We start from the raw sequence: 22512 nt of genomic DNA, 5'->3' as shown, positions 1-22512 counted from the left end.
GATTTCCGGGCGGCAAGCGCCTGATGTGTCGAGACCTTCGTTCGATGTAACCCCCACATCGATAGATCGCGTCCCACCGCGATGAGCGTCTCTTCACCAGAGAAGGCCTCGCCGCCCGGAAGCCTAGTGTACACGTTTTCGTTACCTGTCGGAAGTTCCGCATCATGAACACGCCAGAACCTTTCAAGGAAGTGCCGCATCGCGGCCTGATCACCGTGGCGTTGATGCTGGCGACGATCATGCAGGCGCTCGACACCACCATCGCCAATGTCGCGCTGCCGACCATGACCGGTGATCTCGGCGCCTCGCCCGACAACATCAACTGGGTGCTCACCTCCTACATCGTTGCCGCCGCCATCATGACGCCGGTGACCGGCTGGCTGGCCGACCGCTTCGGCCGCAAGGAACTCTTCCTGGCGGCGGTGGTCGGCTTCACCGTGTTCTCGATGCTGTGCGGCATCGCCTGGAGCCTGGAGAGCATAGTTTTCTTCCGGCTGATGCAGGGCGTGTTCGGCGCTGCCATCGTGCCGCTGTCGCAGACCTTCCTGCTCGATATCAACCCAAGGGAACGCCACGGCCAGGCGATGGCCATCTGGGGCGCCGGCATCATGCTGGGGCCGATCCTAGGCCCGACGCTCGGCGGCTGGCTGACCGAGAATTTCAACTGGCGCTGGGTGTTCTTCATCAATTTGCCGGTCGGCGTCATCGCCTTTCTCGGCATGGCCGCCTATCTGCCGGTCGTTGCCCGTCGGGTGCGCAGTTTCGACTTTTTCGGCTTTGCCATGATCTCGCTCGGCGTCGGCGCGCTGCAGCTGCTTCTCGACCGAGGCGGCGAGGTCGACTGGTTTTCTTCGGTCGAAATCTGGATCGAGCTTGCTCTTTCGATCACCGGATTCTGGGTGTTCATCATCCACACGGTGACGGCGGAACGTCCTTTCATCGACCCCAAGATTTTCCTCGACCAAAATTTCGTCACCGGGCTGGCGTTCATCTTCGTCATGGGCGTGCTGATCCTGGCTTCGATGTCGCTGCTGCCGCCGATGCTGTCGACCATCTTCGGCTATCCGACCATCACCATCGGTATCGTCTTGGGGCCGCGCGGTGTCGGCACGATGATCTCGATGCTTGTCGTCGGGCGGCTCATGAGCAAGATCGACGCCAGGATTCTCGTCGTCATCGGCTTTCTGCTCACGGCCCAGTCGCTCTACACCATGGCCGGCTTTACGCCGCAGATGGACAATTGGCTGATCCTCAGCTCCGGCGTCATCCAGGGGCTGGGCATGGGCATGGTGTTCGTGCCGTTGTCGACAGTGGCCTTCGCCACGCTCGACGTGCGCTTCCGCACCGACGCCACGGCGCTGTTCAGCCTGGTGCGCAATCTGGGTTCCTCGATCGGCGTGTCGGTGGTGACGGTTCTTCTGGTGCGCAACACGCAGGTCAATCACACCGAGCTGTCGGCCTTCATCAATCCATTCAACCCCAATCTGTGGGCGCTTTCCCCGGCGGCAGCTGGTGGCGACCCGATGGCGCTTTCGCAGATGGATCGCATGGTCAACATCCAGTCGATGATGATCTCCTACGTCAACGACTTCAAAATACTGATGATGATGACGCTGATCGCCATCCCGTTTGTGTTTCTGCTGCGCAAGCCGAAGACGGCCCCGGCTGCTGGCGCGGCGCCGGCGGCACATATGGATTGAGACGCGGGTCGAGAATTGCCGATATCAGATGACGTCGTCGCGGTCATACCTGCGAATATGTGAGGTCGGACGATTCTCGAGATAATCGCAAAATTCTCCAGACAATGGAGAATGTCGATTCTGTAGCGCCGATGGCGATTTGAAAATGGCGCTTAAGTTTCAGGTAACCAGAAATCTTCGCGTCTGATTTCGGTTCGGTTTATATGCTGCTAGTACATATCTAACACTATCCACAGACCGTCGCATGGCACATAAATGATTTTTGCGTTCTTTCAGGCCCAGCTGGGAGACGGTCTGTTTGGTTACGAAATCATCCAGGAAATCCCCCGAAACGACTGAGCCTGTCGGCTTGGCCGCGTTGGCAAAGTTGGCCGACGTTTCGCTGGAGCATGAGCTGCGGGCGACAATCACCGCACTTGAAGGACAGGCGCTGCGCTTCGAGACGGTGATCGAAAACGTTTCGCAAGGCATCTGCTTTTTTGACCGCGATGAGCGGCTGATCCTGAGCAATCGCCGTTATGCCGAAATCTACTGCCTCGCACCCGAGCAGTTGCGGCCTGGCCTGACGCTGAGCGAAATCGTTGAGCTCCGCAGTGCCGCCGGCACGGCAGCGCTGACCACAGACGCCTATCTGGCGATGGCGAGATCGGTCAATTCAGGCAAGGCGCCGAGGACCTGGACCGCCGAACTCGCCGACGGCCGGACCATCCAGATTTACAATCAGCCGATGCCCGACGGCAGTTGGGTGGCCACGCATGAGGACATTACCGATCTCACCGCCAATCGACAGATCGTCGACGAGCGCATCTCGTTGCAGGCACTGATCGACTGGGTGCCCAATTATCTCTGGGTCAAGGATACGCAAAGCCGCTTCGTCGTCGTCAACAGCGCACTTGCGACTGACAGTGGCCGCGACAAGACCGCCGACATGATCGGCTTGACCGATTTCGATATCCATCCCCCGGAGGTTGCGCAGAAGTTTCGGCAAGTCGAACAGTCGGTGCTCGAAAGCGGACAACCCTTGATCGATGCGGAGGAGTTTGTCGTCGATGCATCGGGCACCGTAAAATGGCTCTCATCGACCAAGGTGCCGTTGCGCAATGCTCAAAACGAGATTTTCGGTCTGGTCGGCATCGCCCGGGACATCACGGCCCGCAAGCGGGCGGATGTTCTGCGCAGCGGACAGGCAAACATCCTGGAGATGATTGCGACGAGCGCTCCGCTCGAGAACGTGCTCGACAGCCTCATGCGCCTGGTCGAATCCCAACTGAAGGGGATATTCGGTTCCGTTCTGCTGCTCGACAAGGATGGCGTGCACTTGCGGCACGGTGCGGCGCCGAGCCTGGCCAAAGCCTATATGAGCGCCATCGATGGATCTGCCATCGGCCCCAAGACAGGGTCGTGCGGAACCGCCGCCTACCGGCGCGAACCGGTAATCGTCACCGACATCCTGCAGGATCCGCTCTGGGAGGATTACCGCGAACTCGCGGCGCCCTATGGCTACCGTTCGTGCTGGTCGACCCCGATCCTGTCACATCAGGGCGTCGTGCTGGGCGTCTTTGCCATGTATTCGATGAGCGTGCGCGAGCCGACCGAGACCGAGAACCGCCTGATCGAATTCACCACCCACATTGCCGGTATCGCGATCGAGCGCAAACGGGCTGAAGACCAGATCCACTTCATGGCCAACCATGACGCGCTCACCGGGCTGCCCAATCGCGCTTTGCTGGAGGATCGGCTTTCCCAGGCGGTCCTCTACGCGCAGCGGTACAATCGCTGGGTGACGGTGGTGTTCATCGATCTCGACAATTTCAAACTGGTGAACGATACGTTGGGTCACAATGCCGGCGACGAACTCCTCAAGTCCGTCGCGAGCCGTTTGATGGGATGCGTGAAGGCGACCGACACCGTCGTGCGGGTAGGCGGCGACGAATTTGTCATCGTCCTGTTCGATCAACCCACCAATGTCGATGTCATTTCGGAAACCCTGCAGACGATCAGGGATGCGATTGCCGAGCCGGTTCCTGTCGCCGAGCACCGCCTGCGATTAACGGCCAGCATCGGTATCGCAAATTACCCGAAGGACGGGACGAGCCCGGACAAGCTGTTGGCCAATGCCGATGCCGCCAAGTCTCGCGCCAAGGAATTCGGCCGCGACAATTTCCAGTTCTATGCCCCCGAATTCAACTCAAGCGCACACGAAAAATTCCTGCTTCAGGGGGAATTGCGAAACGCGCTCGCCCGTTCGGAATTCGCGCTGCTCTACCAGCCGCAGGTCGATCTGCGATCGGGTCAGATTCTGGCCGTCGAAGCGTTGGTACGCTGGAACCACCCGGCGCGAGGCGTGGTGTCGCCGATGATGTTCATCCCGACCGCCGAGGAAACGGGGCTGATCGTGCCGATCGGCGACTGGATCCTGCATGAAGCCTGCCGGCAGAACAAAGCCTGGCAGCGCGCCGGTCTGCCGCCAGTCACCGTCTGCGTCAACGTGTCGGCGCGGCAGTTCAGGGAGAAGAACCTGATCGACCGCGTCGTCAACGCATTGACGGAAAGCGGCCTGGAGGCGAGGTATCTCGAACTCGAGGTGACCGAAAGCCTGATCATGCAGGATTTCGAGTTGGCGGTCGCAACGATGAACGGGCTGCAAGGGCTCGGCGTGCAGATATCGATCGACGATTTCGGAACCGGCTATTCCAGCCTCAGCGCGCTCAAGACCTTTCCGGTGCAGCGGCTGAAGATCGACAAGTCCTTTATCGACGACCTCGCGACCGACGAGAACGATCAGGCGGTTACCAGTGCCGTCATCTCATTGGGTCAAAAGCTGAACCTGAGGGTTCTTGCCGAAGGCGTCGAGACGGAAGACCAGGTGACCTTCCTGCGCAAGAACAATTGCGACGAAATGCAGGGTAATTATTTCAGCAAACCGCTGTCGGCCGGGGATATCGGCAAGCTCATCGCGAAAGGCTGACGATGGTTTGGCGTCGCTAACCGCAGGCGCTTACCTTCCCAGCACCAGGCTCCAGTAACGGACAGCGCTGTCGCGTCCGTCTCGCACATAGGCAAGGCCGAAGCGGCTGAAATCCGGATCGAGCATATTGTGGCGATGGCCGGCCGAATGCATCCAGATGTCGAACAGTTTCTGCTGGTCGAAGCGGCCCTCCGCGATGTTCTCGGCGGCGGCACCGTGCACGCCATTGTCCTTCATCCGCGACGCGAAATCCTTGCCCCAGCCTGTCGTGTGGCTCATGCGTTCGCGCGAGGCCATATAGCCGGCCTGCTGGAGTGCGGCCTGCTCGAGTTGTGCGTCCGGCACCAGCGCCGGCAGCCCGGCCGAGGCGCGGACGCCGGCCAGCGTCGCCGTGGCGGAGGACGAGACACCGGCGCCTTCGCCGGTCGGCACCGAGACGGTGCTGCACGCGGCCAGCCCGGCCATGGCCGCAAGGCCGATCAACAGCACGCGCCTGTTTGGTTTCGAGATACGGGTTTCGATTTCTGCAATGCTCATGCCTGCCTGACATAGCGGTGATCATGGCTTTTGCCGGGCACGGCTGCGAAAATCGCTACGGATTGATTCATCGAGGCGGTCTTCAACGCGCCGCGTCAGGCGATCGGCTTGGGGGCGCCGATGAAAATCGCGTAATGCGGCGACTTTTCCCCAGATATCGGCTATGATGCGGGCGTTCTTGAAGTGGCAGCTGCGGGCGGCCATCCAGGCGATGACTGCCCCCGACACACGGGAGGAAGGTATGGCCGGCTTTCATGTCATGGCGGGCGCGCAAGGACTGCACGTGCAGCCAACGGTGCGCCGTATCACCACCGCAGACCTCTGGGATGCGTTCAAGCTCGGTCTCGACGACTTCTGGGCCAAGCCGTCGCACTACGTGTTCCTTTGCGTGATCTATCCCGTCGTCGGCCTGATCCTGACACGGTGGACCTCCGGCTCCAACGCCATCCAGCTCATCTATCCGCTGATGTCGGGCTTCGCCCTGGTCGGCCCGTTCGCGGCGATCGGCCTCTACGAGATCAGCCGCCGGCGCGAACTCGGCATGAACACCTCTTGGTGGCATGCGCTTGACGTGCGCCGCTCGCCGGCGCTGCCGTCGATCGCGGCCATCGGCTTCATGCTGTTGGTGCTGTTCCTGTTGTGGATGTTCACCGCGCAGTCGATCTACACCAGCCTGTTCGGCGATCAGCCGCCGGCTTCGATCGCTGGATTTGTGAGCGAGGTGCTGACGACCAGCAAGGGCTGGACGCTGATCCTGGTCGGCAATGCCGCCGGTTTCATCTTTGCCGTGATCGTGCTGGCGACGACGGTGGTTGCCTTTCCGTTGCTGCTCGACCGCGACGTCGGCGCCGTATCGGCGATCGAGACCTCGGCGCGCGCGGTGATGGCAAATCCGCTGCAGATGCTTCTGTGGGGGCTGCTCGTCGCAGTGCTGCTGGTGATCGGCTCGATCCCGCTGTTTGCCGGGCTCGCCGTGGTCATGCCGGTGCTTGGCCATGCCACCTGGCACCTCTATCGCAAGGTGGTGGAGCCGGAGCGCGCGCAGCAGACACGGCGGCCGATGTAGCAGGCACCCAGCCATAGGGTGCTTTGATATCCAGGTCAGGCCGACATCACCTGGATGGCAACGCACCCTAGCGTTGCGCGTCGGTCGCCATTTTCAAGGCCAGCGCTGTCAGCACCGTGCCCATCATCCAGCGCTGGATGACCATCCATAGCGGCCGTCCGGCGAGGAAGGTGGCGATCGAGCCGGCCGTCACCGCAATGATGGCGTTGACGGTGAGGCTGATCGAGATTTGCGTGGCGCCGAGCACCAGAAGCTGCGACAGCACATGGCCCTTGTCCAGCGAGATGAACTGCGGCAGCAGCGACAGATAGAGCACCGCCACCTTGGGGTTGAGGAGATTGGTCATCAGGCCCATGGCGAACAGCTTGCGTGGCCTGTCCTTCGGCAGTTCGCGCACCTGGAACGGCGAGCGCCCGCCGGGCCGCACCGCTTGCCAGGCGAGCCACAGCAGATAGAGCGCGCCGGCGATGCGCAGCGCGTCATAGGCGAACGGCACGGCAAGCAGCAGCGCGGTGATACCCAGCGCAGCCGATACGACATAGAACAAAAAGCCGACCGCCACGCCGCCGAGCGAGATCAGCCCGGCCTTCGGGCCTTGCGACAGTGAGCGCGAGATCAGGTAGATCATGTTCGGCCCGGGCGTCAGCACCATGCCAAGGCAGACCAGCGCGAAGGCGAGATGGTTGGCGGTTTCGGGCACGGGCAATCTCCAACGGCGGCAACCTGCGCGTTCCGTTTTCACCGCAGTGCCGATCATGGCCGCATATCTGCGCTTGGCCGAAGCGGCGCACAAGAGCATGGCGTGATCAGCCATTGCGCCACGGGCCGGACGGGAACGTGCCTAGCTCACCACGCGCAGGTTCGACAGTTCGTTGGCGATTTCCTTGAAATTGTCCGACAGCGTGGCGCCCGTGGCATTCCAGAACAGTTTTGCAGGCTTGCTCGGGTCGGTCGGATCCTTGCGGAAGCGCGAGTCGGACGAACACGTCTTCAGCGCGTCCATCGCGCTCTTGTCGCCGGCGTCGGTCGTCGACATGTCGAGCGCCACCGTCATCACCATGATGTTGGCCGCCTTGGCGTTGTTGCACAACGTCGCCATCTGCTCGTTGAGCGCGGCGGTGTAGTTGCTCGACGAATAGTTGAGCTGGCCGATGGCGCTCGACGTGCCGCCGAACAGGCGGGTGACCGCAGTGCCGTTGTAGCCGACCCCGGTATACCCATAGCCCGCATAGGTCGACTTGTTGCCGGCGGGGTCGGAGCTCACCGTCGAATAGGTGTTCTCGCCGTCGGTAAGCACGATGACCACCTTGTCGTTGCCGCGCTCGGTCTCCGGGCGTCCCTCGGTAAAGGGCTCGGTGCTGGAGACGGTGCGCCAGCCCCAGGCCATGCCTTCCGGCACATTGGTGTTGCCGTTGGGTGCCATCAGGTCGATCGCAGCCTTGATCTTGGCCAGCCCGTCGGCGTTGGTGACATCGGTCAGCGGCGTGATCGGCGTCGTGGTGCAGCTGTAATTAGGCCCGGCGCCTTTCGACAGCACCGGCGCATTGATCGGCCGCGGCTGGAAATACTTAGCCATGTTGGACTGTCTGGTTTTGCCGGTGGTGCTCGACGGATCGTCGTTCCACCAGCTGTTGACAGCGCCATAGGTCTTGGGCGCCGCCTCATCGGGATCCTGCGTGATATACCAGTGGTTGCCCGGCTCGTCCGGCGCAAACATCGGCACGAACATGGTCGCGGGGTCGCCGACGCCGGTGCCGGTGTTGTTCGGTCCGCCGGAGGCCGGCGCGTCGTTGACATTATAGGGATAGGGACGGACTTCGACGCAGCCCTGCCAACTGGCGAACGGTCCGTATGTATCGGTGTAGTCGTATTCGTCGTGGCTGTCCGAGCATGTATGATTGGCACGGTATTTGTCGCAGACCACGCGTTTGCTGCCGACGATGCGCTCGTGGCTGGTGACCACCTTCATGTCGCGGTAAAGCGAGAAGCGGGTCAGCATCTGCCCCTCCTGCTCAGCCCAGCCAGTGCCTTTCTTGTACCAGATGCCGCCGATCTTCTGGGCATATTTGTCGGCGGCGTTCAGCGTCGACCAGTCGAAGTTCTCATTATGGATGGGCGACAGCCCATAGGCGTCGATCCATGACGCGTTGTCGTTGCTGGCGCCGACATTGACCGATGCGGCGAACGGCACCAGGCTGAACTGGACCGGCTTGTCGATCTGCTTGATCATCGCCGCCTGCGAGGCGAGCGTGTCGACCAACTGCTTGGCCGCCTGTTTGAGAAGGTCGATGCGCTTTTGTCCGGAGCCGGTGCCGTTGTTCGACATCGAGCCTGAATTGTCGAGCACCATGGCCACTTCCAGCGTGTTCTTCAACCGCACCTGCGAGCACACGGAGTAGTCGATGTCGCCTGACGTCTTGCCGATCAACATCGAAGCTGCCGGCAGGAAATAGGGCTTGTAGACCAGGCTTGCGCAAAGCTTGACGATGCCGCCGCCGGCTGTGCTGCTGGGCAGCGTAACGTCGAGCGTCGTGTTGGCGGGATCGACGTCGTTGAGGTTTGCCTTGAAGAAGTCGAGTGCATAGGCCCGCAATTGGTCGTCGGTGGCGCCCTCCACCAGCCGGCGCGCGGTGGCGAAGTTGGCGGCGTCGAGCGCGTTGACCACCTTCTGCTTCTCGCTGATCATGCCGCTGAAGTCGACCGCCATCGCCACGCCGCCCATCAGCGGCACCATGGCCAGAACGGTCATGAGAGCATAATTGCCGCGCCGGTCGCGCCAGAAGTCACGCCAGAATTTGCGCATGTGATGTAAGCGGCCCCGCCTGCGGATTCTTCAATGCCGCCACACTTTCACAAAACGCTGAAGGACGGGTTTGGGAAACCGCTCGATTGCGCGCCGAGCGCTTCACCAAGCGCTAACCAAATGGGGGCGGGTGGATGACCGCTGCTCGCAGAAACGCCCCGCCGGAGACGGGGCGCCTCGTTTCCAAGGGATTGCGCCGGTCAGCCGACGATGCGCAGATTGGACAGTTCGTTGCCGATTTCCTTGAAATCGTCCGACAGCGTGGCACCGGTCGAGTTCCAGAACAGCTTGAGCGGCTTGCCGGTCGAATCCTTGCGGAAGCGCGAATCCGACGAGCAGGTCTTCAAGGCGGCCATCTGTGCCGCTTCGGTCGTTTTGGTGGAGTCGAGGTCCAACGCGATCGTCATGACGATCATGCCGGTCGTCTTCGCATTGCTGCAAAGCGTGGCGAAGTGCTCGTTCATCGCCTTCGTGTAATTGGCATTCGAATAGTCGGTCTTAGTGACGCTGCTGCTGGTGCCGAGGAACGGGCGGCCATAGGTATAGGTGCTGTTGAATGGCTTGGTCTGGCTGGGATAGGCGAGATATCCGAGAGACGAATAGATGGCCTTGCTGCCGGCGAGGTCGTTGCCTCCCTGCAGGTAGTTGGTGCCCGAGTAAGACTGCGCCGTTACCGACGTCGGCGTGTAGTAGGTATTGGCGCCGTCGGTCAGCACGATCAACACCTTGTCGTTGCCCTTTTCGGATTCCGGCCGGCCTTCGCTGAAGGGGGCGGCGTTGGAAAGGGTCCGCCAACCCCAGGCCATGCCTTCCGGAACATTGGTGGCGCCAACATCGACCATGGCGTCGATGGCTGTCTTGACCGCCGTTTGGCCGACCGCGACCGATACGTCGGTCAAAGGCGTGATCGCGGTGGTGCTGCAGCTAGCGTTCGGGCCGGCATTGGAGCCGTAGGCCGGCGTCACCTTGGTACCGGGAGTGAAATACTTCGGCATGTATTTCTGACGAGCCGAGTCGGTTGCATTACTTACTGTCGCATCGAGGTGCCAGTTGTTGTTCGCCGGCCGTGAATTGGTGTCTACATTGTCGGTTTCGTCAGGTGCGAACATCGGCACGAACATGGTCGCCGGCGTCGTGGTCGAAGCAGCCGTGTCCTGTATATTGTAAGGATAGGGACGGGATTCGACGCAGCCACCCCAGGTCGCGATCGGTGCGTAGACTATGTTGGACGTGCAGACGTTACTCGAGTTTTTTGTGCACGACGAAATGCGCTTCATCCATTTGTAGAGCGAAAAACGCGTCAGCACCTGGTTCAGCTGCGTCGCATCCCAGGCCGAGCCCTTCGCGTAATAGTAGTTGCCGGACTTCACCGCGTACTGGTTTGGGAGGGCGGACGAAGTGAGCGTCGACCAATCGAGGTTCTCCTGGTCGAGAGGCGACACGCCCATCGTGTCCATCCACGTGGCATTGGCGTTCGTCGGGCCGACATTGACCGAAGCGGCGAACGGCACCAAGCTGAACTGGACCGGCTTGGAGACCTGTTTCATCAGCTGCGCCTGGCCGGCAAGCTGGTCGACCAACTGCTTGGCCGCACTCTTCAACAGTTCGAACCGCACCTGGCTCGAGCCATGTCCCAGTTCGGTCATCGAGCCGGAATTGTCGAGCACCAGCGCCACTTCCAGCGAGTTCTTGAGGCGAATCTCTGATCTGGCGGTGAAATCGACGTTGGTGTTACCGGACGACTTGCCAAGCAGCATGGCCGCAACCGGCACGAAGTACGGCTTGTACGTCAGGGCGGCTTGCAGAACCAGCGTGCCGCCGCCGGTGTTGTCTTTGGGAAGCGTCACGGTCAGCAACGTATTGGCGGGTTGGACGTGGCCGAGATTGGCCTCGAAGAAATTCTTGGCATAGGCCTTGGTCGCATCGTCAGTCGCGCCGGAGACGATCTGCTGGGCAGTGGCGATGCCTGCGGCATCGAGCGCGTTCAGCGTGTCCTGGCGCTGGCGGATCAACTCGGTGTAGTCGATGGCGATCGCCAGGGCGCCCATCAAGGGCACCATGGAGATCACTGTCATCAAGGCATAATTGCCGCGTCTGTCGCCTAGAAATCTGCGGATCATGCCTTCAGCACCCCTGCCAGGACCCAAATCTCGACTATCGGCGCGAAGATGCCCACAAATCGTTAAATTTCAGGTTGCTGAAATGCGTTCAAGATCGGTCCATCCTTTCAAGGCTCGTTAACCACTCGGCCCTGGTGATCGGAGACGCGACATTTTTCGATCGACCGAAGCTTTGGGAAAGGGCGCTTTCTGCGAGATGCAATCGCCATCAAGCCGTGGCGCGACGGCGTCGAAAACGCCGAAAGCTGGTGACAGGATGAAACGCTTCGGTTAATGCGGGGCCGGTTGCGGCGGACCGTCGGCTGCAGCTCTCGCAACGATCGTCACATCAGGAAAACGGCATGGCGGATTCGCCTGACATTATCGGCTCGCTCGCGGATTTGTCGGGAGCCTACTCGGCCATCCTGTGCGATGTCTGGGGCGTGATCCACAATGGCGAATGGCATTTCCCGGCGGCCGCAGAAGCGCTTGCCGCCGCGCGTTCTGCGAAGGTTCCGGTTGTCCTGGTCACCAATTCACCGCGCCGCAATGCCGATGTGGTGGCGCAGATGAATGCGATCGGCGTCCCCACCGCTGCCTACGACCGTGTCGTCACCTCGGGCGATGTGACCCGCGACCTCATCGGAGAGGGCCCGCGAAAAATCTTCCACATCGGCGCCGACCGCGATTTCACCCTCTATGACGGTCTCGACATCGAGCTCGTCGAAGAGTTCGAGGCCTCCGGCGTCGTCTGCACAGGCCTGTTCGACGACGAGGTGGAAACACCTGAGGATTATGCCGAACTGCTGCGTCGGCTGCGGGCAAGGAACCTGCCTTTCATCTGCGCCAACCCCGACATCGTGGTCGAGCGCGGCGAGCGCATGATCTGGTGCGCCGGTGCCTTGGCCCGCGACTATGCCCAGCTCGGCGGCCGCACGCTGATCGCCGGAAAACCCTATGCGCCGGTCTATGACGCAGCAATGCGGGAGGTCGCCTTGCTCCTTGGCCGTAACGTCGAGCGCTCCGAGGTGCTGGCCATCGGCGACGGCATGATGACCGACGTCAAGGGCGCCGCCGACAATGGCATCGACGTGCTTTACGTGTCGGGCGGCATTCACGCACGCGACTATGGCGATCCCATGCAGCCGGACCCTGCCAGGCTTGCAGCCTTTCTGCAAAAGCACGGCTACCGGCCGGTCGCGGTCATTCCGAGACTGCGGTAGGGTCGCTTCCATGAGCGCAGCCTTCGAACATATTTCCGCGACCGCGCCGCTGCCGGCGCATTTGCGTGGCGGCGTAGTGGCGATCGGCAATTTCGACGGCGTTCACCGCGGCCACCAGGCGGTGCTTGAACGCGCGCTTGCCGAAGCCAGGCGGCGCAGCGTGCCGGCGCTGGTGCTGACCTTCGAGCCGCATCCGCGCAAGGTGTTCAGGCCCGATATGCCGCTGTTCGTGCTGACGCCGCCGCCGATGAAGGCGCGGCTGTTGTCGCATCTGGGCTTTGCGGCACTCGTCCAACAGCCATTCACGCGCGCCTTTGCCGGCCTGTCGGCTGAGGCTTTCGTGACCGATGTGCTGGAAAGGAACCTCGGCATCACCCATGCCGTCACCGGTTTCGATTTCCACTTCGGCAAGGACCGGCAAGGCGGCCCGGCCTTTCTGATGGCGGCAGGCGAGCGCCACGGTTTCGGCGTCACTTTGGTCGACGCTTTTCGCGACGAAGGCGCCGAGGTGGTGTCGTCGAGCCGCATCCGCGCATTGTTATGCGAAGGCGAAATCGCCGAGGCCGCCGGCCTGCTCGGCTACCGCTTCACCGTCGAAAGCGAAGTCATCGGCGGCCAGCGTCTTGGCCGCACGCTCGGCTTCCCGACAGCCAACATGAGGCTTTCTCCGGAAGCTGAACTGAAGGAAGGGATTTATGCCGTCCGCTTCCGCCGCGCCGATGGCACGCTTTATGACGGCGTGGCCAGCTTCGGCCGCCGCCCGACCGTCGACGACAATGGCGCGCCGCTGCTAGAAACCTTCGTCTTCGACTTTTCCGGCGATCTCTATGGCGAGATCTGCGAAGTCTCGTTCTTCGGCTTCCTCCGCCCCGAGGTGAAGTTCGACAGGCTCGATGCGCTGGTGGCGCAGATCAAGCGTGACGAGGCGGAGGCACGCGCGCTGCTGGCCGGCGTCAGGCCGCTGTCGCAACTGGACAGCGCGATCGCCTTTTGAGCGTCCGGCCGTCTACCTCTTCAAGGCCAGTCCGAGGGCGATGAAGCTCCAGCCCTGGAAGATCAGGTCGATGGCCAGGAAAAGGCCGAGCACCCACAGGCTGTTGACGGGCCAGCCCATGGCGATGGTCAGGCCTGCCAGCACGCTGATCAGGCCGGCCGCGACGACCCAGCCCCAGCCATTTTGCGGCCGATGGCTGTAACCGACCCATGCCCTGAGCGCGCCTGAGGCGACCAGCGCCACCGCAAGCAGCAAGGTCAGCACCGTCGATGCCAGCAGCGGATTGTCGAAGGCAAAAAAGCCGGCAACCGCATAGAGCAGGCCGCTGAGCAGCCAATAGAAGAAGCGGCTCCAGGTCTTCACGCCGAAGGCATGCACGATCTCGATGATGCCGGCCATCAGCATCAGCCATCCGACGACATAGACCGAGGCGACGGTGGCGATGAACAGATTGCCGAAGGCAATGCCGCCGAAGATGAGCAGCAGCACGCCGAGCGCGACGAACCACCCCCATTTGTCTCGTGTCCGGCCGATCGCGTCTTTCAGGGTGTCACCGTGCAAGGTCATAGCCGCATCTCCTCAAAGTCACTGTGCATCAAAGATCGCCTGGCTTGTCGCGTCCCTGAGGTTAGTCCCGGCGTCGGCACCCGTCCAGCGATGGCCGCCAGCTGCAAACCGCGATCTCTGTCTCGGATTTAAATCAAATTTTACCAAACGGCCGCCAAAGCTGTGGCCGGGGCGCGGCGGTGTTGTGTTAGTGGAGTGACCATGAGTCCGGTCAGGAAAATGTCTGCGGTTGTGGCGGCGATCATGCTGGGTGCGCCGACGGTAGCAAACGCGGGCGAGGGGACCTTCGGCTGGCTGTCGGGCGACTGGTATCTGACGCTTGGCGCCACCGGCATGGTCGCGCCGAAATTCGAGGGCTCCAACAGTCTGCTGCTCGGCGCCACGCCGATCATCTCGCTGGGCAAGGTCGGGCCTGCAGCCCGCTTCACCTCGCGCAATGACAACATTTCGCTGGCACTGGTCGACGATGGCGGCGTCCGCGCCGGCCTGACCGGAAAGTTCCTGTTTTCGCGCAGCAGCAAGGACGAGTTGAAAGGGCTGGATCCCGTACGCTGGGGCGGCGAGGTCGGCGGTTTCTTCGAATTCTACCCGACGGACTGGCTGCGCGCCCGCGCCGAACTGCGCCACGGCATCCGTGCCCATGACGGCTTTGTCGCCGACATCGCCGCCGACGCGTTTTACGATGTGACGCCGACGGTCAGGATTTCGGGCGGCCCGCGCGTGTCGTTCGCCTCGTCGGGCTATTTCGACTCCTATTACGGCGTCAACGCCAAGGAGGCCGCAGCCTCGGGCCTTAGCGAATATCACCCCGGCGGCGGCCTGAAATCGACCGGCCTCGGCGGCGCCATCACTTGGAAGGTGACGGAGCCGATGACCGCCAGCCTGTTCGGCGAATATGCGCGCCTGATGGGCCCGGCTGCCGATTCCAGCCTGGTCAAGGAGCGCGGCCAGCGCGACCAGTTCACGGTCGGCGTCTCGACCACCTACCGTTTCAACTTTTCAATGTAGGCGATTTCCGCGCTTTATTCCTGCCGTGGCTTCGGCTAAAAGCCCAGCCATGACCAGCTTTTCGCGCCTTTTCGCGATTGCGATACGAATTACAGGCCCGGTGTTCCGGGTGGCCTGAGCGCCGCCGGAGCCGCCGGGAATCTTGGCGCGCGCTCTCGCGCTTTTTCCAGATCATGATAATTCAACGCCCGAGCCTCTACGCCCGCCGGGCAATGCACATGGCAGACCAATGACCGACACTGTTGAAACGATCGACTATTCCAAGACGCTTTATCTGCCGCAGACGGATTTCCCGATGCGCGCCGGCTTGCCGGAGAAGGAGCCGCTGCTGGTCAAGCGCTGGCAGGACATGGACCTGTATCGCAAGCTGCGCGAGGAGGCCGCCGGCCGCGAAAAATACGTTCTGCACGACGGCCCGCCCTACGCCAACGGCAACATTCATATCGGCCACGCGCTGAACAAGATCCTCAAGGACGTCATCACCCGCTCGTTCCAGATGCGCGGCTACGACGCCAATTATGTGCCGGGCTGGGACTGCCATGGCCTGCCGATCGAATGGAAGATCGAGGAACAATACCGCGCCAAGGGCAAGAACAAGGACGAGGTGCCGGTCAACGAATTCCGCAAGGAATGCCGCGACTTCGCCGCGCACTGGATCTCGGTCCAGGGCGGTGAGTTCCAGCGCCTCGGCGTCGTCGGCGACTTCAAGAACCCCTATACGACGATGGCTTTCCATGCGGAGTCGCGCATCGCCGGCGAACTGTTGAAATTCGCGATGTCGGGCCAGCTCTATCGCGGCTCCAAGCCGGTGATGTGGAGCGTGGTCGAGCGCACCGCTCTGGCCGAGGCCGAGGTCGAATACCAGGACTATGAGAGCGATACGATCTGGGTGAAATTCCCGGTCGCCAGCCTTGCTCGCCCGATCACCGGCGCCGAGGACGCGCAGGCGGCGGCGCTGTCGGAATCTTCGCTCGATCTGCTCGAGGCCCATGTCGTCATCTGGACAACGACGCCCTGGACGCTGCCCGGCAACCGCGCCGTCAGCTATTCGCCGCGGGTCGCCTATGGCCTCTACACGGTGACGGCGGCCGAGAATGCCTTCGGCCCGCAGCCAGGCGAGAAGCTGATCTTCGCCGATGCGCTGGCCGAGGACGCGGCGGCAAAAGCCAAGGTCACGTTGACTCGGCTTCACAGCGTCTCAAGCGAACAGTTTGCAAGCCTTACGCTTTCGCATCCTTTCAGGGGGCTGGGCGGCGGCTATGAATTCCCCGTGCCAATGATCGCCGGCGACCATGTCACCGACGACGCCGGCACGGGTTTCGTCCACACCGCGCCCAGCCACGGCCGAGAGGACTTCGACGCCTGGACGGATGCGGTGGCCGAGCTGCTCAAGCGCGGTATCGACACCGCGATCCCGTTTCCCGTCGACGATGGCGGCTTCTTCACCAAGGACGCGCCGGGCTTCGGCCCGGACCGCGAGGGCGGCGCCGCGCGCGTCCTCGACGACAACGGCAAGAAGGGCAATGCCAACCAGGCGGTGATCGACGAGCTGATCAAGCGCAACGCGCTGTTCGCGCGAGGCCGGCTCAAGCACTCCTATCCGCATTCCTGGCGTTCGAAGAAGCCGATCATCTTCCGCAACACGCCGCAATGGTTCGTCTACATGGACAAGGACCTCGGCGACGGCACGACCCTGCGCAGCCGCGCGCTGAAGGCCATCGACGACACGCGATTCGTGCCGGCTGCCGGCCAGAACCGCATCCGCGCCATGATCGAGGAGCGCCCTGACTGGGTGCTGTCGCGTCAGCGCGCCTGGGGCGTGCCGATCGCCGTCTTTGCTGACGAGGATGGCAATGTGCTGAAGGACGAAGCGGTCAACCAGCGCATCATGGATGCTTTCGAGCAGGAAGGCGCCGACGCTTGGTTCGCTGCCGGCGCCAAGGAGCGCTTCCTCGGTAATCACGATGCCTCCAAATGGAAGCAAGTGATGGACATCCTCGACGTCTGGTTTGATTCGGGCTCGACGCATGTCTTCACGCTCGAAGATCGTCCCGACCTCAAATGGCCGGCCGACGTCTATCTCGAAGGCTCCGACCAGCATCGCGGCTGGTTCCACTCCTCGCTGCTCGAAAGCTGCGGCACCAGGGGCAGGGCACCCTACGACACCGTCGTCACCCATGGCTTCACCATGGATGAGGAGGGCCGCAAGATGTCGAAGTCGCTCGGCAACACCGTCGTGCCGCAGGACGTCATCAAACAGTCCGGCGCAGATATCCTGCGGTTGTGGGTGGTGACGACAGACTATTGGGAAGACCAGCGGCTCGGTAAGAACGTGCTGCAGACCAACATCGACGCCTACCGCAAGCTCCGCAACACCATCCGCTGGATGCTGGGCACGCTCGCCCATGACGACGGCGAGGAAGTGCCGCTGGAAAAAATGCCGGAGCTGGAGCGGCTGATGCTGCACCGGCTGGCTGAGCTGGATGAGGTCGTGCGCTCGGGCTACGATGCGTTCGAGTTCAAGCGCATCACCCGCACTTTGCTCGACTTCATGGTGGTCGAGCTGTCGGCCTTCTATTTCGACATCAGGAAGGACGCACTCTATTGCGATGGGCCTTCCAGCCTGAAGCGCAAAGCCTCGGTGCAAGTGGTGCGCCATCTCTTCGACTGCCTGGTGAAATGGCTGGCGCCGATGCTGCCCTTCACCACGGAAGAAGCCTGGCTCGACCGTCATCCCGATGCGGTCTCGCTGCATCTCGACCAGTTCCCTGAGATTCCGGCCGACTGGAAGAACGAGGCGCTGGCGGAGAAATGGCGCAAAGTGCGGCAGGTCCGCCGTGTCGTCACCGGCGCGCTCGAGATCGCGCGTGCCCAGAAGGTCATCGGCTCGTCGCTGGAGGCCGTGCCGGTCGTGACCCTCGACGATGCAGCACTTGAAGCCGCAATTGCCGATGTCGACATGGCCGAGATGGCGATCACCAGCGATCTCGTCATCGCTCACGGCAAGGCGCCGGCAGGCGCCTTCACGCTCGACGATGTCAAAGGTGTCGCCGTGGTGGTCGAAAAGGCCGAGGACCGGGGCCTGGTCAAATGCGCGCGTTCGTGGCGCTATACGGCCGATGTCGGGCAGGATGCCGAATTCCCCGACGTTTCGGCCCGCGATGCCGCGGTGCTGCATGAGCTGCAGGCTCTGGGACGTTTGTGAGTCCATAAGCCGGTGCACAAAAGCCACGCCGCGGGCGAAAACCGCCCGCGCGTTGCCCTTAACGAGTGGTTGAGGTAAACACGCGAAACTCCGGAAGACAAATTGTCGCCGGATTTCCGTCGCAAGAGCGTGGACGATGGGGACCGGACCTTTGGCCGGTGACGATCGAGAGGCTGTCTAGAGTGGGACTTTTTGGCATGACCGACAGAACTTCCGTGCGCGTTGCGCTGCTGGCGCCGCTTGTCGCGTCCGGCCTCGCTCTGTCCGGCTGCATGAGCTCACCCACCTACGGCACTGACAAGACGGCGGGCGAGCAGCTTGCCGGCGACCTCTCCGGCGCCTTTTCGATCGCGCCGAAGCGCAAGCAACAGATCGACTACAAGCCACGCCCGGAGCTGGTGAAGCCCGCACCGGGGCAAAAGGAAGCGCTGCCGGCGCCGCAGGAAAGCATCGAGACGGCGAGCACCGATTGGCCCGAATCGCCCGAGCAGCGCCGCGCCCGTCTGCGTGCCGACGCCACCACCCACCAGGATGATCCGTCCTATCAGTCGCAGATCGTCGATGATGTGCAGAGCGATCCGGCTGCAGTGAAGAAGGCGCTGGCGGAGTCAGGCTCGAGCCACCCGCCGCGCTGGTCGCCGGCGGATTCGGACAAGGGCCGCGCCGCCGAGATCCAGCGCCGCACTGCAGAGGGCAAGCAGGGCGATCCCACCACGCGCAAATATCTGAGCGAGCCGCCTTTGGCCTATCGCGCCGCCTCCGACACCGCGCCGCAGGGCGAACTCGGCGAGGATGAATACAAGAAGGAACGCCGCCTCAAGAAGGAAGCTGCCGCCAAGAGCAAGAGCGGTGGTCTGTTCGACTGGCTGCCCTCCTGGTAGGAATCCGCCCGCCGTCATTGGCGGGCCTACGGTTCGCGCCTTTCCCGAAAGAATTCCTTGAGCAGCAAGGCCGCATCGGCTTCGGCCATGCCCGGATAGATATCGGGCGTATGGTGGCAGGTCGGTGAGGCGAAGAAGCGCACGCCGTTGACCACCGCGCCGCCCTTCTCGTCGGCCGCGCCGAAATAGAGCCGGCGCAGCCTGGCGAAAGAAATGGCGCCGGCGCACATGGCGCAGGGCTCCAGCGTCACATAGAGGTCGTGCCCGGTCAGCCGCTCGCTGGAGAGCTTCTGGCAGGCCGCGCGGATCGCCAGCATCTCGGCATGCGCCGTCGGATCGGCAAGTTCGCGGGTGCGGTTGCCGGCTGATGACACCACCGCATCGCCGCTGGCGATGACGGCGCCGACGGGAACTTCGCCGCGCAAGGCGGCGGCTTGCGCCTCTTTCAGCGCCAGCGCCATGAAATCCGGCCGCTTCACGCGGTTTCCATTCCGATTATCTCCTCGCCACTTAGCGGTGATCCTGATATGGAGCGCGTCAACCCGAATATCGGAACAGATTTTCGGAAATGATCATGCGCCACATCAAAGTGCTATAGCGTTCGTTGCGCGCCTCAAAGGATGCGCCACGCTGTAGCAGCGCAAACGGACAAAGGCCACATGGACGACAACGACAAGAAATCTCCCCGCCACAAAGGCCCGGGCAAAAGCGGTCCGAGAGCCTCGGGGCCGCGCCGTGATGGCGCCGCCGGCAAGAGCGGCAAGCCTTCCTTCGGGGCCAAGAAACCTTATGCGCCACGCGGTGCCCGGCCGGCAGCGGCTGAAGGCGAGCGGCCGAAGCGCGACTTCAAGAGCGGCGACCGGCCGTTCAGCAAGGGTCCGCGCCCGGAAGGCAAGTCGTTCGAAAAGCGCGAAGGTCCGCGCAAGCCCTATGCGCCCCGTGGCGACCGGCTGATGGCGGCCGATGGCGAACGGCCGAAGCGCGACTTCAAGAGCGGCGACCGGCCATTCAGCAAGGGGCCGCGTCCAGAAGGCAAGTCTTTCGAAAAGCGCGAAGGGCCGCGCAAGCCCTATGCGCCGCGTGGCGACCGGCCGATGGCGGCCGATGGCGAACGCCCGAAGCGCGACTTCAAGAGCGGCGACCGGCCGTTCAGCAAGGGCCCGCGTCCCGAAGGCAAGGCTTTCGAAAAGCGCGAAGGTCCGCGCAAGCCCTACGCACCGCGCGGTGATCGGCCAGCAGCCGCCGATGGCGAAAAGCGTTTCGACCGGCCAAAGCGCGATTTCGGCGATCGCCCGCAGCGCGACGCCGGGGATCGTCCCAAGCGTGACTTCGCGGATCGCCCCAAGCGCGATTTCGGTGGTGACCGGCCGCAAGGCGCATCCGGCAGCGGTTTCAAGCCGCGCCCGCGCGCCGCGGAGACGGAAGAAGCCGGCGAGCGTATCGCCAAGCGGCTGGCCCGCGCCGGCCTGGCTTCGCGCAGAGACGCCGAGGACCTCATCGCGGCCGGCCGCGTCAAGGTCAACAACCGAGCTTTGACCTCGCCGGCCTTCAACGTCATGCCCGGCGACATCATTCACCTCGACGGCATGGAGATCCCGCCGATCGAGCGCACAAGGCTGTTCCTGTTCCACAAGCCGGCCGGCGTTGTCACCACCAACCGCGACCCCGAGGGGCGCAAGACCGTGTTCGACGTGCTGCCGGCCGAATTGCCGCGGCTGATGACCATCGGTAGGCTCGACATCAACACCGAAGGCCTGCTGCTGCTCACGAATGACGGCGGCTTGTCGCGCGTGCTCGAACTGCCTGCCACCGGCTGGCTGCGCCGTTACCGCGTGCGCGTTCATGGCAAGGTCGAGGAAAGCGTGCTCGCAGGTCTGCGTGAAGGCATTGCCGTCGATGGCGTCTTCTACGGCGCCATCGAGGCGACGCTCGACCGTGAGCAAGGCACCAACGCCTGGCTGACGATCGGCCTGCGTGAAGGCAAGAATCGAGAAGTGAAGAACATCCTCGGTTCGCTTGGCCTCGACGTGACGCGGCTGATCCGCATCTCCTACGGGCCGTTCCAGCTCGACGACCTCGCCGAAGGCCATGTGCTGGAGATCAAGGGCCGCGTCTTGCGCGAGCAGCTCGGCGAACGCCTGATCGAGGATTCCGGCGCCAATTTCGACGCCGAGATCACCAAGCCGTTCTCCAACCAGCCGGTGCGGCGTGAGCGCGAAGTGGAGCCCGAACGGCCGAAATTCACCCGCGAGGGCGACCGCCGGCCGATCGGCGAGGGCGGTCTGATCAAGAACCGCAAGCGTCGGGAAGGCAGCCGCGACGAAGCGCTGGGCAAGCTGTCGACCAGTCCCGAAAGAGGCGCCGCGCCGGCAAAGAGCTTTGGCGACCGCGGCCCCCGGCCCGAGCGCAGCGAGTTTCGCGATAAGCCGCGTGGCGATTTCGGCGACAAGCCGCATGGTGGTTTTGGCGATAAACCCCGTGGCGCCTTTGGTGACAAACCGCGTGGCGGCAAAAAACCCGAGCGCGAGCAGCGGCCAATCGAGCCGCCGGGCCAGCGCAAGGCCAATGTCTGGATGGCGCCAGGCGCGCGCCCGATCGGCAAGGGCAGGGCGGAAGCCGATGCCGCCAAGGCGGCCGACGCCAAAGCGCGCAAGGCCTCATTCAAGCCGGCCTATGGCAAGCCGGCCTATGGCAAGCCGGGTGGAGCCAAGCCGTTCGGCAAGCCGTTCGGCAAGCCGCGCGGCGAGCGTCCCGATGGCGGTCGGGGCGGTGAGCGGCCGCGCAATGGTCCCAAGGGTCCCCGGACCAAATGAGACCGGTACTTTGAATGAGAGCCGGGCTTAAATGAGAATCGTCGGTGGCCAATTCCGCGGGCGTCCGCTGGCGACGCCGCGCGACCATGCCATCCGACCGACCACCGACCGTGCCCGCGAGGCCGTCTTCAACGTGCTGGCGCACCGCTTCGGCGACAAGCTCGAGGGCGCCCGCGTGCTCGACCTGTTCGCCGGCACCGGCGCGCTCGGCCTCGAAGCGCTGTCGCGCGGCGCTTCCTATGGCGTCTTCATCGAAGAATCGGCGGAAGGGCGCGGCCTGATCCGCACCAATGTCGAAGCCTTCGGCCTCACCGGCCGCACCAAGATCTTTCGCCGCGACGCGACTGCCTTGGGCGAGGCCGGCACGCTTGCGGCCTTTGGCCTGATCTTCGCCGATCCGCCCTATGGCAAAGGTCTCGGCGAACGCGCGCTGCGTTCGGCCAAGGCAGGCGGATGGCTGCTGCCCGGCGCGCTGTGCGTGGTCGAGGAAGCCGCCTCGGCGCCCTTCGAGGTCGGGCCCGAATTCTCGGTGGTTGATGAGCGCAACTACGGCGAGACAGTGATCCGGTTCATCGAGCTTGGCTGAGGGCGGCGCGGTTGGCGCCTTCAAAATGACGCACAATTCACTTTGCCTCGGTGGCTAACCTT

At 63.0% G+C, this 22512-nt stretch carries 16 protein-coding genes; 10 read left to right on the top strand and 6 right to left on the bottom strand.

Features of this window, described 5'->3' with window-relative positions; translation table 11 throughout:
* The first annotated feature begins 164 nt into the window (after window positions 1-164).
* Both FJV77_RS12040 and FJV77_RS12035 read left to right on the top strand, forming a co-directional pair.
* Entirely contained in the window at window positions 165-1700 is a 1536-nt protein-coding gene (locus tag FJV77_RS12040; protein WP_142867025.1) for a DHA2 family efflux MFS transporter permease subunit, read from the top strand.
* A 358-nt stretch (window positions 1701-2058) separates the two neighbouring features.
* Complete coding sequence (locus FJV77_RS12035) at window positions 2059-4668, top strand: EAL domain-containing protein (protein ID WP_246691230.1); 2610 nt, start codon at window positions 2059-2061, stop codon at window positions 4666-4668.
* A gap of 30 nt (window positions 4669-4698) precedes the next feature.
* Here FJV77_RS12035 and FJV77_RS12030 read toward each other — a convergent pair whose 3' ends face one another.
* Entirely contained in the window at window positions 4699-5205 is a 507-nt protein-coding gene (locus FJV77_RS12030) for a CAP domain-containing protein (protein ID WP_142867023.1), read from the bottom strand.
* Window positions 5206-5446: 241 nt separating this feature from the next.
* On the opposite strand from FJV77_RS12030, the gene FJV77_RS12025 reads away from it, so the two are divergent.
* Window positions 5447-6271, top strand: coding sequence for a DUF2189 domain-containing protein (locus tag FJV77_RS12025; protein WP_142867146.1), 825 nt, complete (start codon window positions 5447-5449; stop codon window positions 6269-6271).
* A gap of 67 nt (window positions 6272-6338) precedes the next feature.
* On the opposite strand, the gene FJV77_RS12020 is transcribed toward FJV77_RS12025, so the two are convergent.
* The 3 genes from FJV77_RS12020 to FJV77_RS12010 form a co-directional block, all read right to left on the bottom strand.
* Window positions 6339-6971 carry a LysE family translocator gene (locus FJV77_RS12020; RefSeq protein WP_142867022.1) on the bottom strand — a complete coding sequence of 211 codons (633 nt, stop codon included), beginning with the start codon at window positions 6969-6971 and terminating at the stop codon, window positions 6339-6341.
* Window positions 6972-7112: 141 nt separating this feature from the next.
* Complete coding sequence (locus FJV77_RS12015; RefSeq protein WP_185970288.1) at window positions 7113-9074, bottom strand: pilus assembly protein; 1962 nt, start codon at window positions 9072-9074, stop codon at window positions 7113-7115.
* A 200-nt stretch (window positions 9075-9274) separates the two neighbouring features.
* The gene (locus FJV77_RS12010; RefSeq protein WP_142867021.1) at window positions 9275-11194 is read right to left on the bottom strand and encodes a TadE/TadG family type IV pilus assembly protein; all 1920 of its coding nucleotides are present in this window, start codon (window positions 11192-11194) and stop codon (window positions 9275-9277) included.
* A gap of 341 nt (window positions 11195-11535) precedes the next feature.
* On the opposite strand from FJV77_RS12010, the gene FJV77_RS12005 reads away from it, so the two are divergent.
* Entirely contained in the window at window positions 11536-12396 is an 861-nt protein-coding gene (locus tag FJV77_RS12005; RefSeq protein ID WP_142867020.1) for a TIGR01459 family HAD-type hydrolase, read from the top strand.
* A gap of 10 nt (window positions 12397-12406) precedes the next feature.
* Window positions 12407-13390 (top strand): bifunctional riboflavin kinase/FAD synthetase, encoded by a 984-nt coding sequence (locus FJV77_RS12000; protein ID WP_142867019.1) that lies wholly within the window; start codon window positions 12407-12409, stop codon window positions 13388-13390.
* Window positions 13391-13402: 12 nt separating this feature from the next.
* Here FJV77_RS12000 and FJV77_RS11995 read toward each other — a convergent pair whose 3' ends face one another.
* On the bottom strand, window positions 13403-13957 hold the full coding sequence (locus FJV77_RS11995) for an HdeD family acid-resistance protein (RefSeq protein WP_142867018.1): 555 nt from the start codon (window positions 13955-13957) through the stop codon (window positions 13403-13405).
* Window positions 13958-14158: 201 nt separating this feature from the next.
* On the opposite strand from FJV77_RS11995, the gene FJV77_RS11990 reads away from it, so the two are divergent.
* The 3 genes from FJV77_RS11990 (at window position 14159) to FJV77_RS11980 (ending at window position 19051) form a co-directional block, all read left to right on the top strand.
* A complete protein-coding gene (locus tag FJV77_RS11990; RefSeq protein WP_142867017.1) occupies window positions 14159-14965 on the top strand; it encodes a MipA/OmpV family protein in 807 nt (268 codons plus the stop codon).
* 229 nt (window positions 14966-15194) lie between these two features.
* Entirely contained in the window at window positions 15195-18170 is a 2976-nt protein-coding gene (gene ileS / locus FJV77_RS11985; protein ID WP_142867016.1) for an isoleucine--tRNA ligase, read from the top strand.
* 197 nt (window positions 18171-18367) lie between these two features.
* Window positions 18368-19051 carry a hypothetical protein gene (locus tag FJV77_RS11980; RefSeq protein WP_142867015.1) on the top strand — a complete coding sequence of 228 codons (684 nt, stop codon included), beginning with the start codon at window positions 18368-18370 and terminating at the stop codon, window positions 19049-19051.
* A 26-nt stretch (window positions 19052-19077) separates the two neighbouring features.
* Here FJV77_RS11980 and FJV77_RS11975 read toward each other — a convergent pair whose 3' ends face one another.
* Window positions 19078-19530 (bottom strand): nucleoside deaminase, encoded by a 453-nt coding sequence (locus tag FJV77_RS11975; RefSeq protein ID WP_142867014.1) that lies wholly within the window; start codon window positions 19528-19530, stop codon window positions 19078-19080.
* Between the two features lie 180 nt (window positions 19531-19710).
* Here FJV77_RS11975 and FJV77_RS11970 point away from each other — a divergent pair, with 180 nt between their 5' ends.
* Both FJV77_RS11970 and rsmD read left to right on the top strand, forming a co-directional pair.
* Window positions 19711-21864, top strand: coding sequence for a pseudouridine synthase (locus FJV77_RS11970; protein WP_142867013.1), 2154 nt, complete (start codon window positions 19711-19713; stop codon window positions 21862-21864).
* 31 nt (window positions 21865-21895) lie between these two features.
* Window positions 21896-22450: a 16S rRNA (guanine(966)-N(2))-methyltransferase RsmD gene (rsmD, locus tag FJV77_RS11965; protein WP_142867012.1), complete on the top strand. Its 555-nt coding sequence runs from the start codon at window positions 21896-21898 to the stop codon at window positions 22448-22450.
* Window positions 22451-22512 lie beyond the last annotated feature (62 nt).

This window comes from Mesorhizobium sp. WSM4306 (assembly GCF_007003975.1).
Classification (GTDB): Bacteria; Pseudomonadota; Alphaproteobacteria; order Rhizobiales; family Rhizobiaceae; genus Mesorhizobium.
This window is presented reverse-complemented; position numbering and strand designations above follow the sequence as displayed.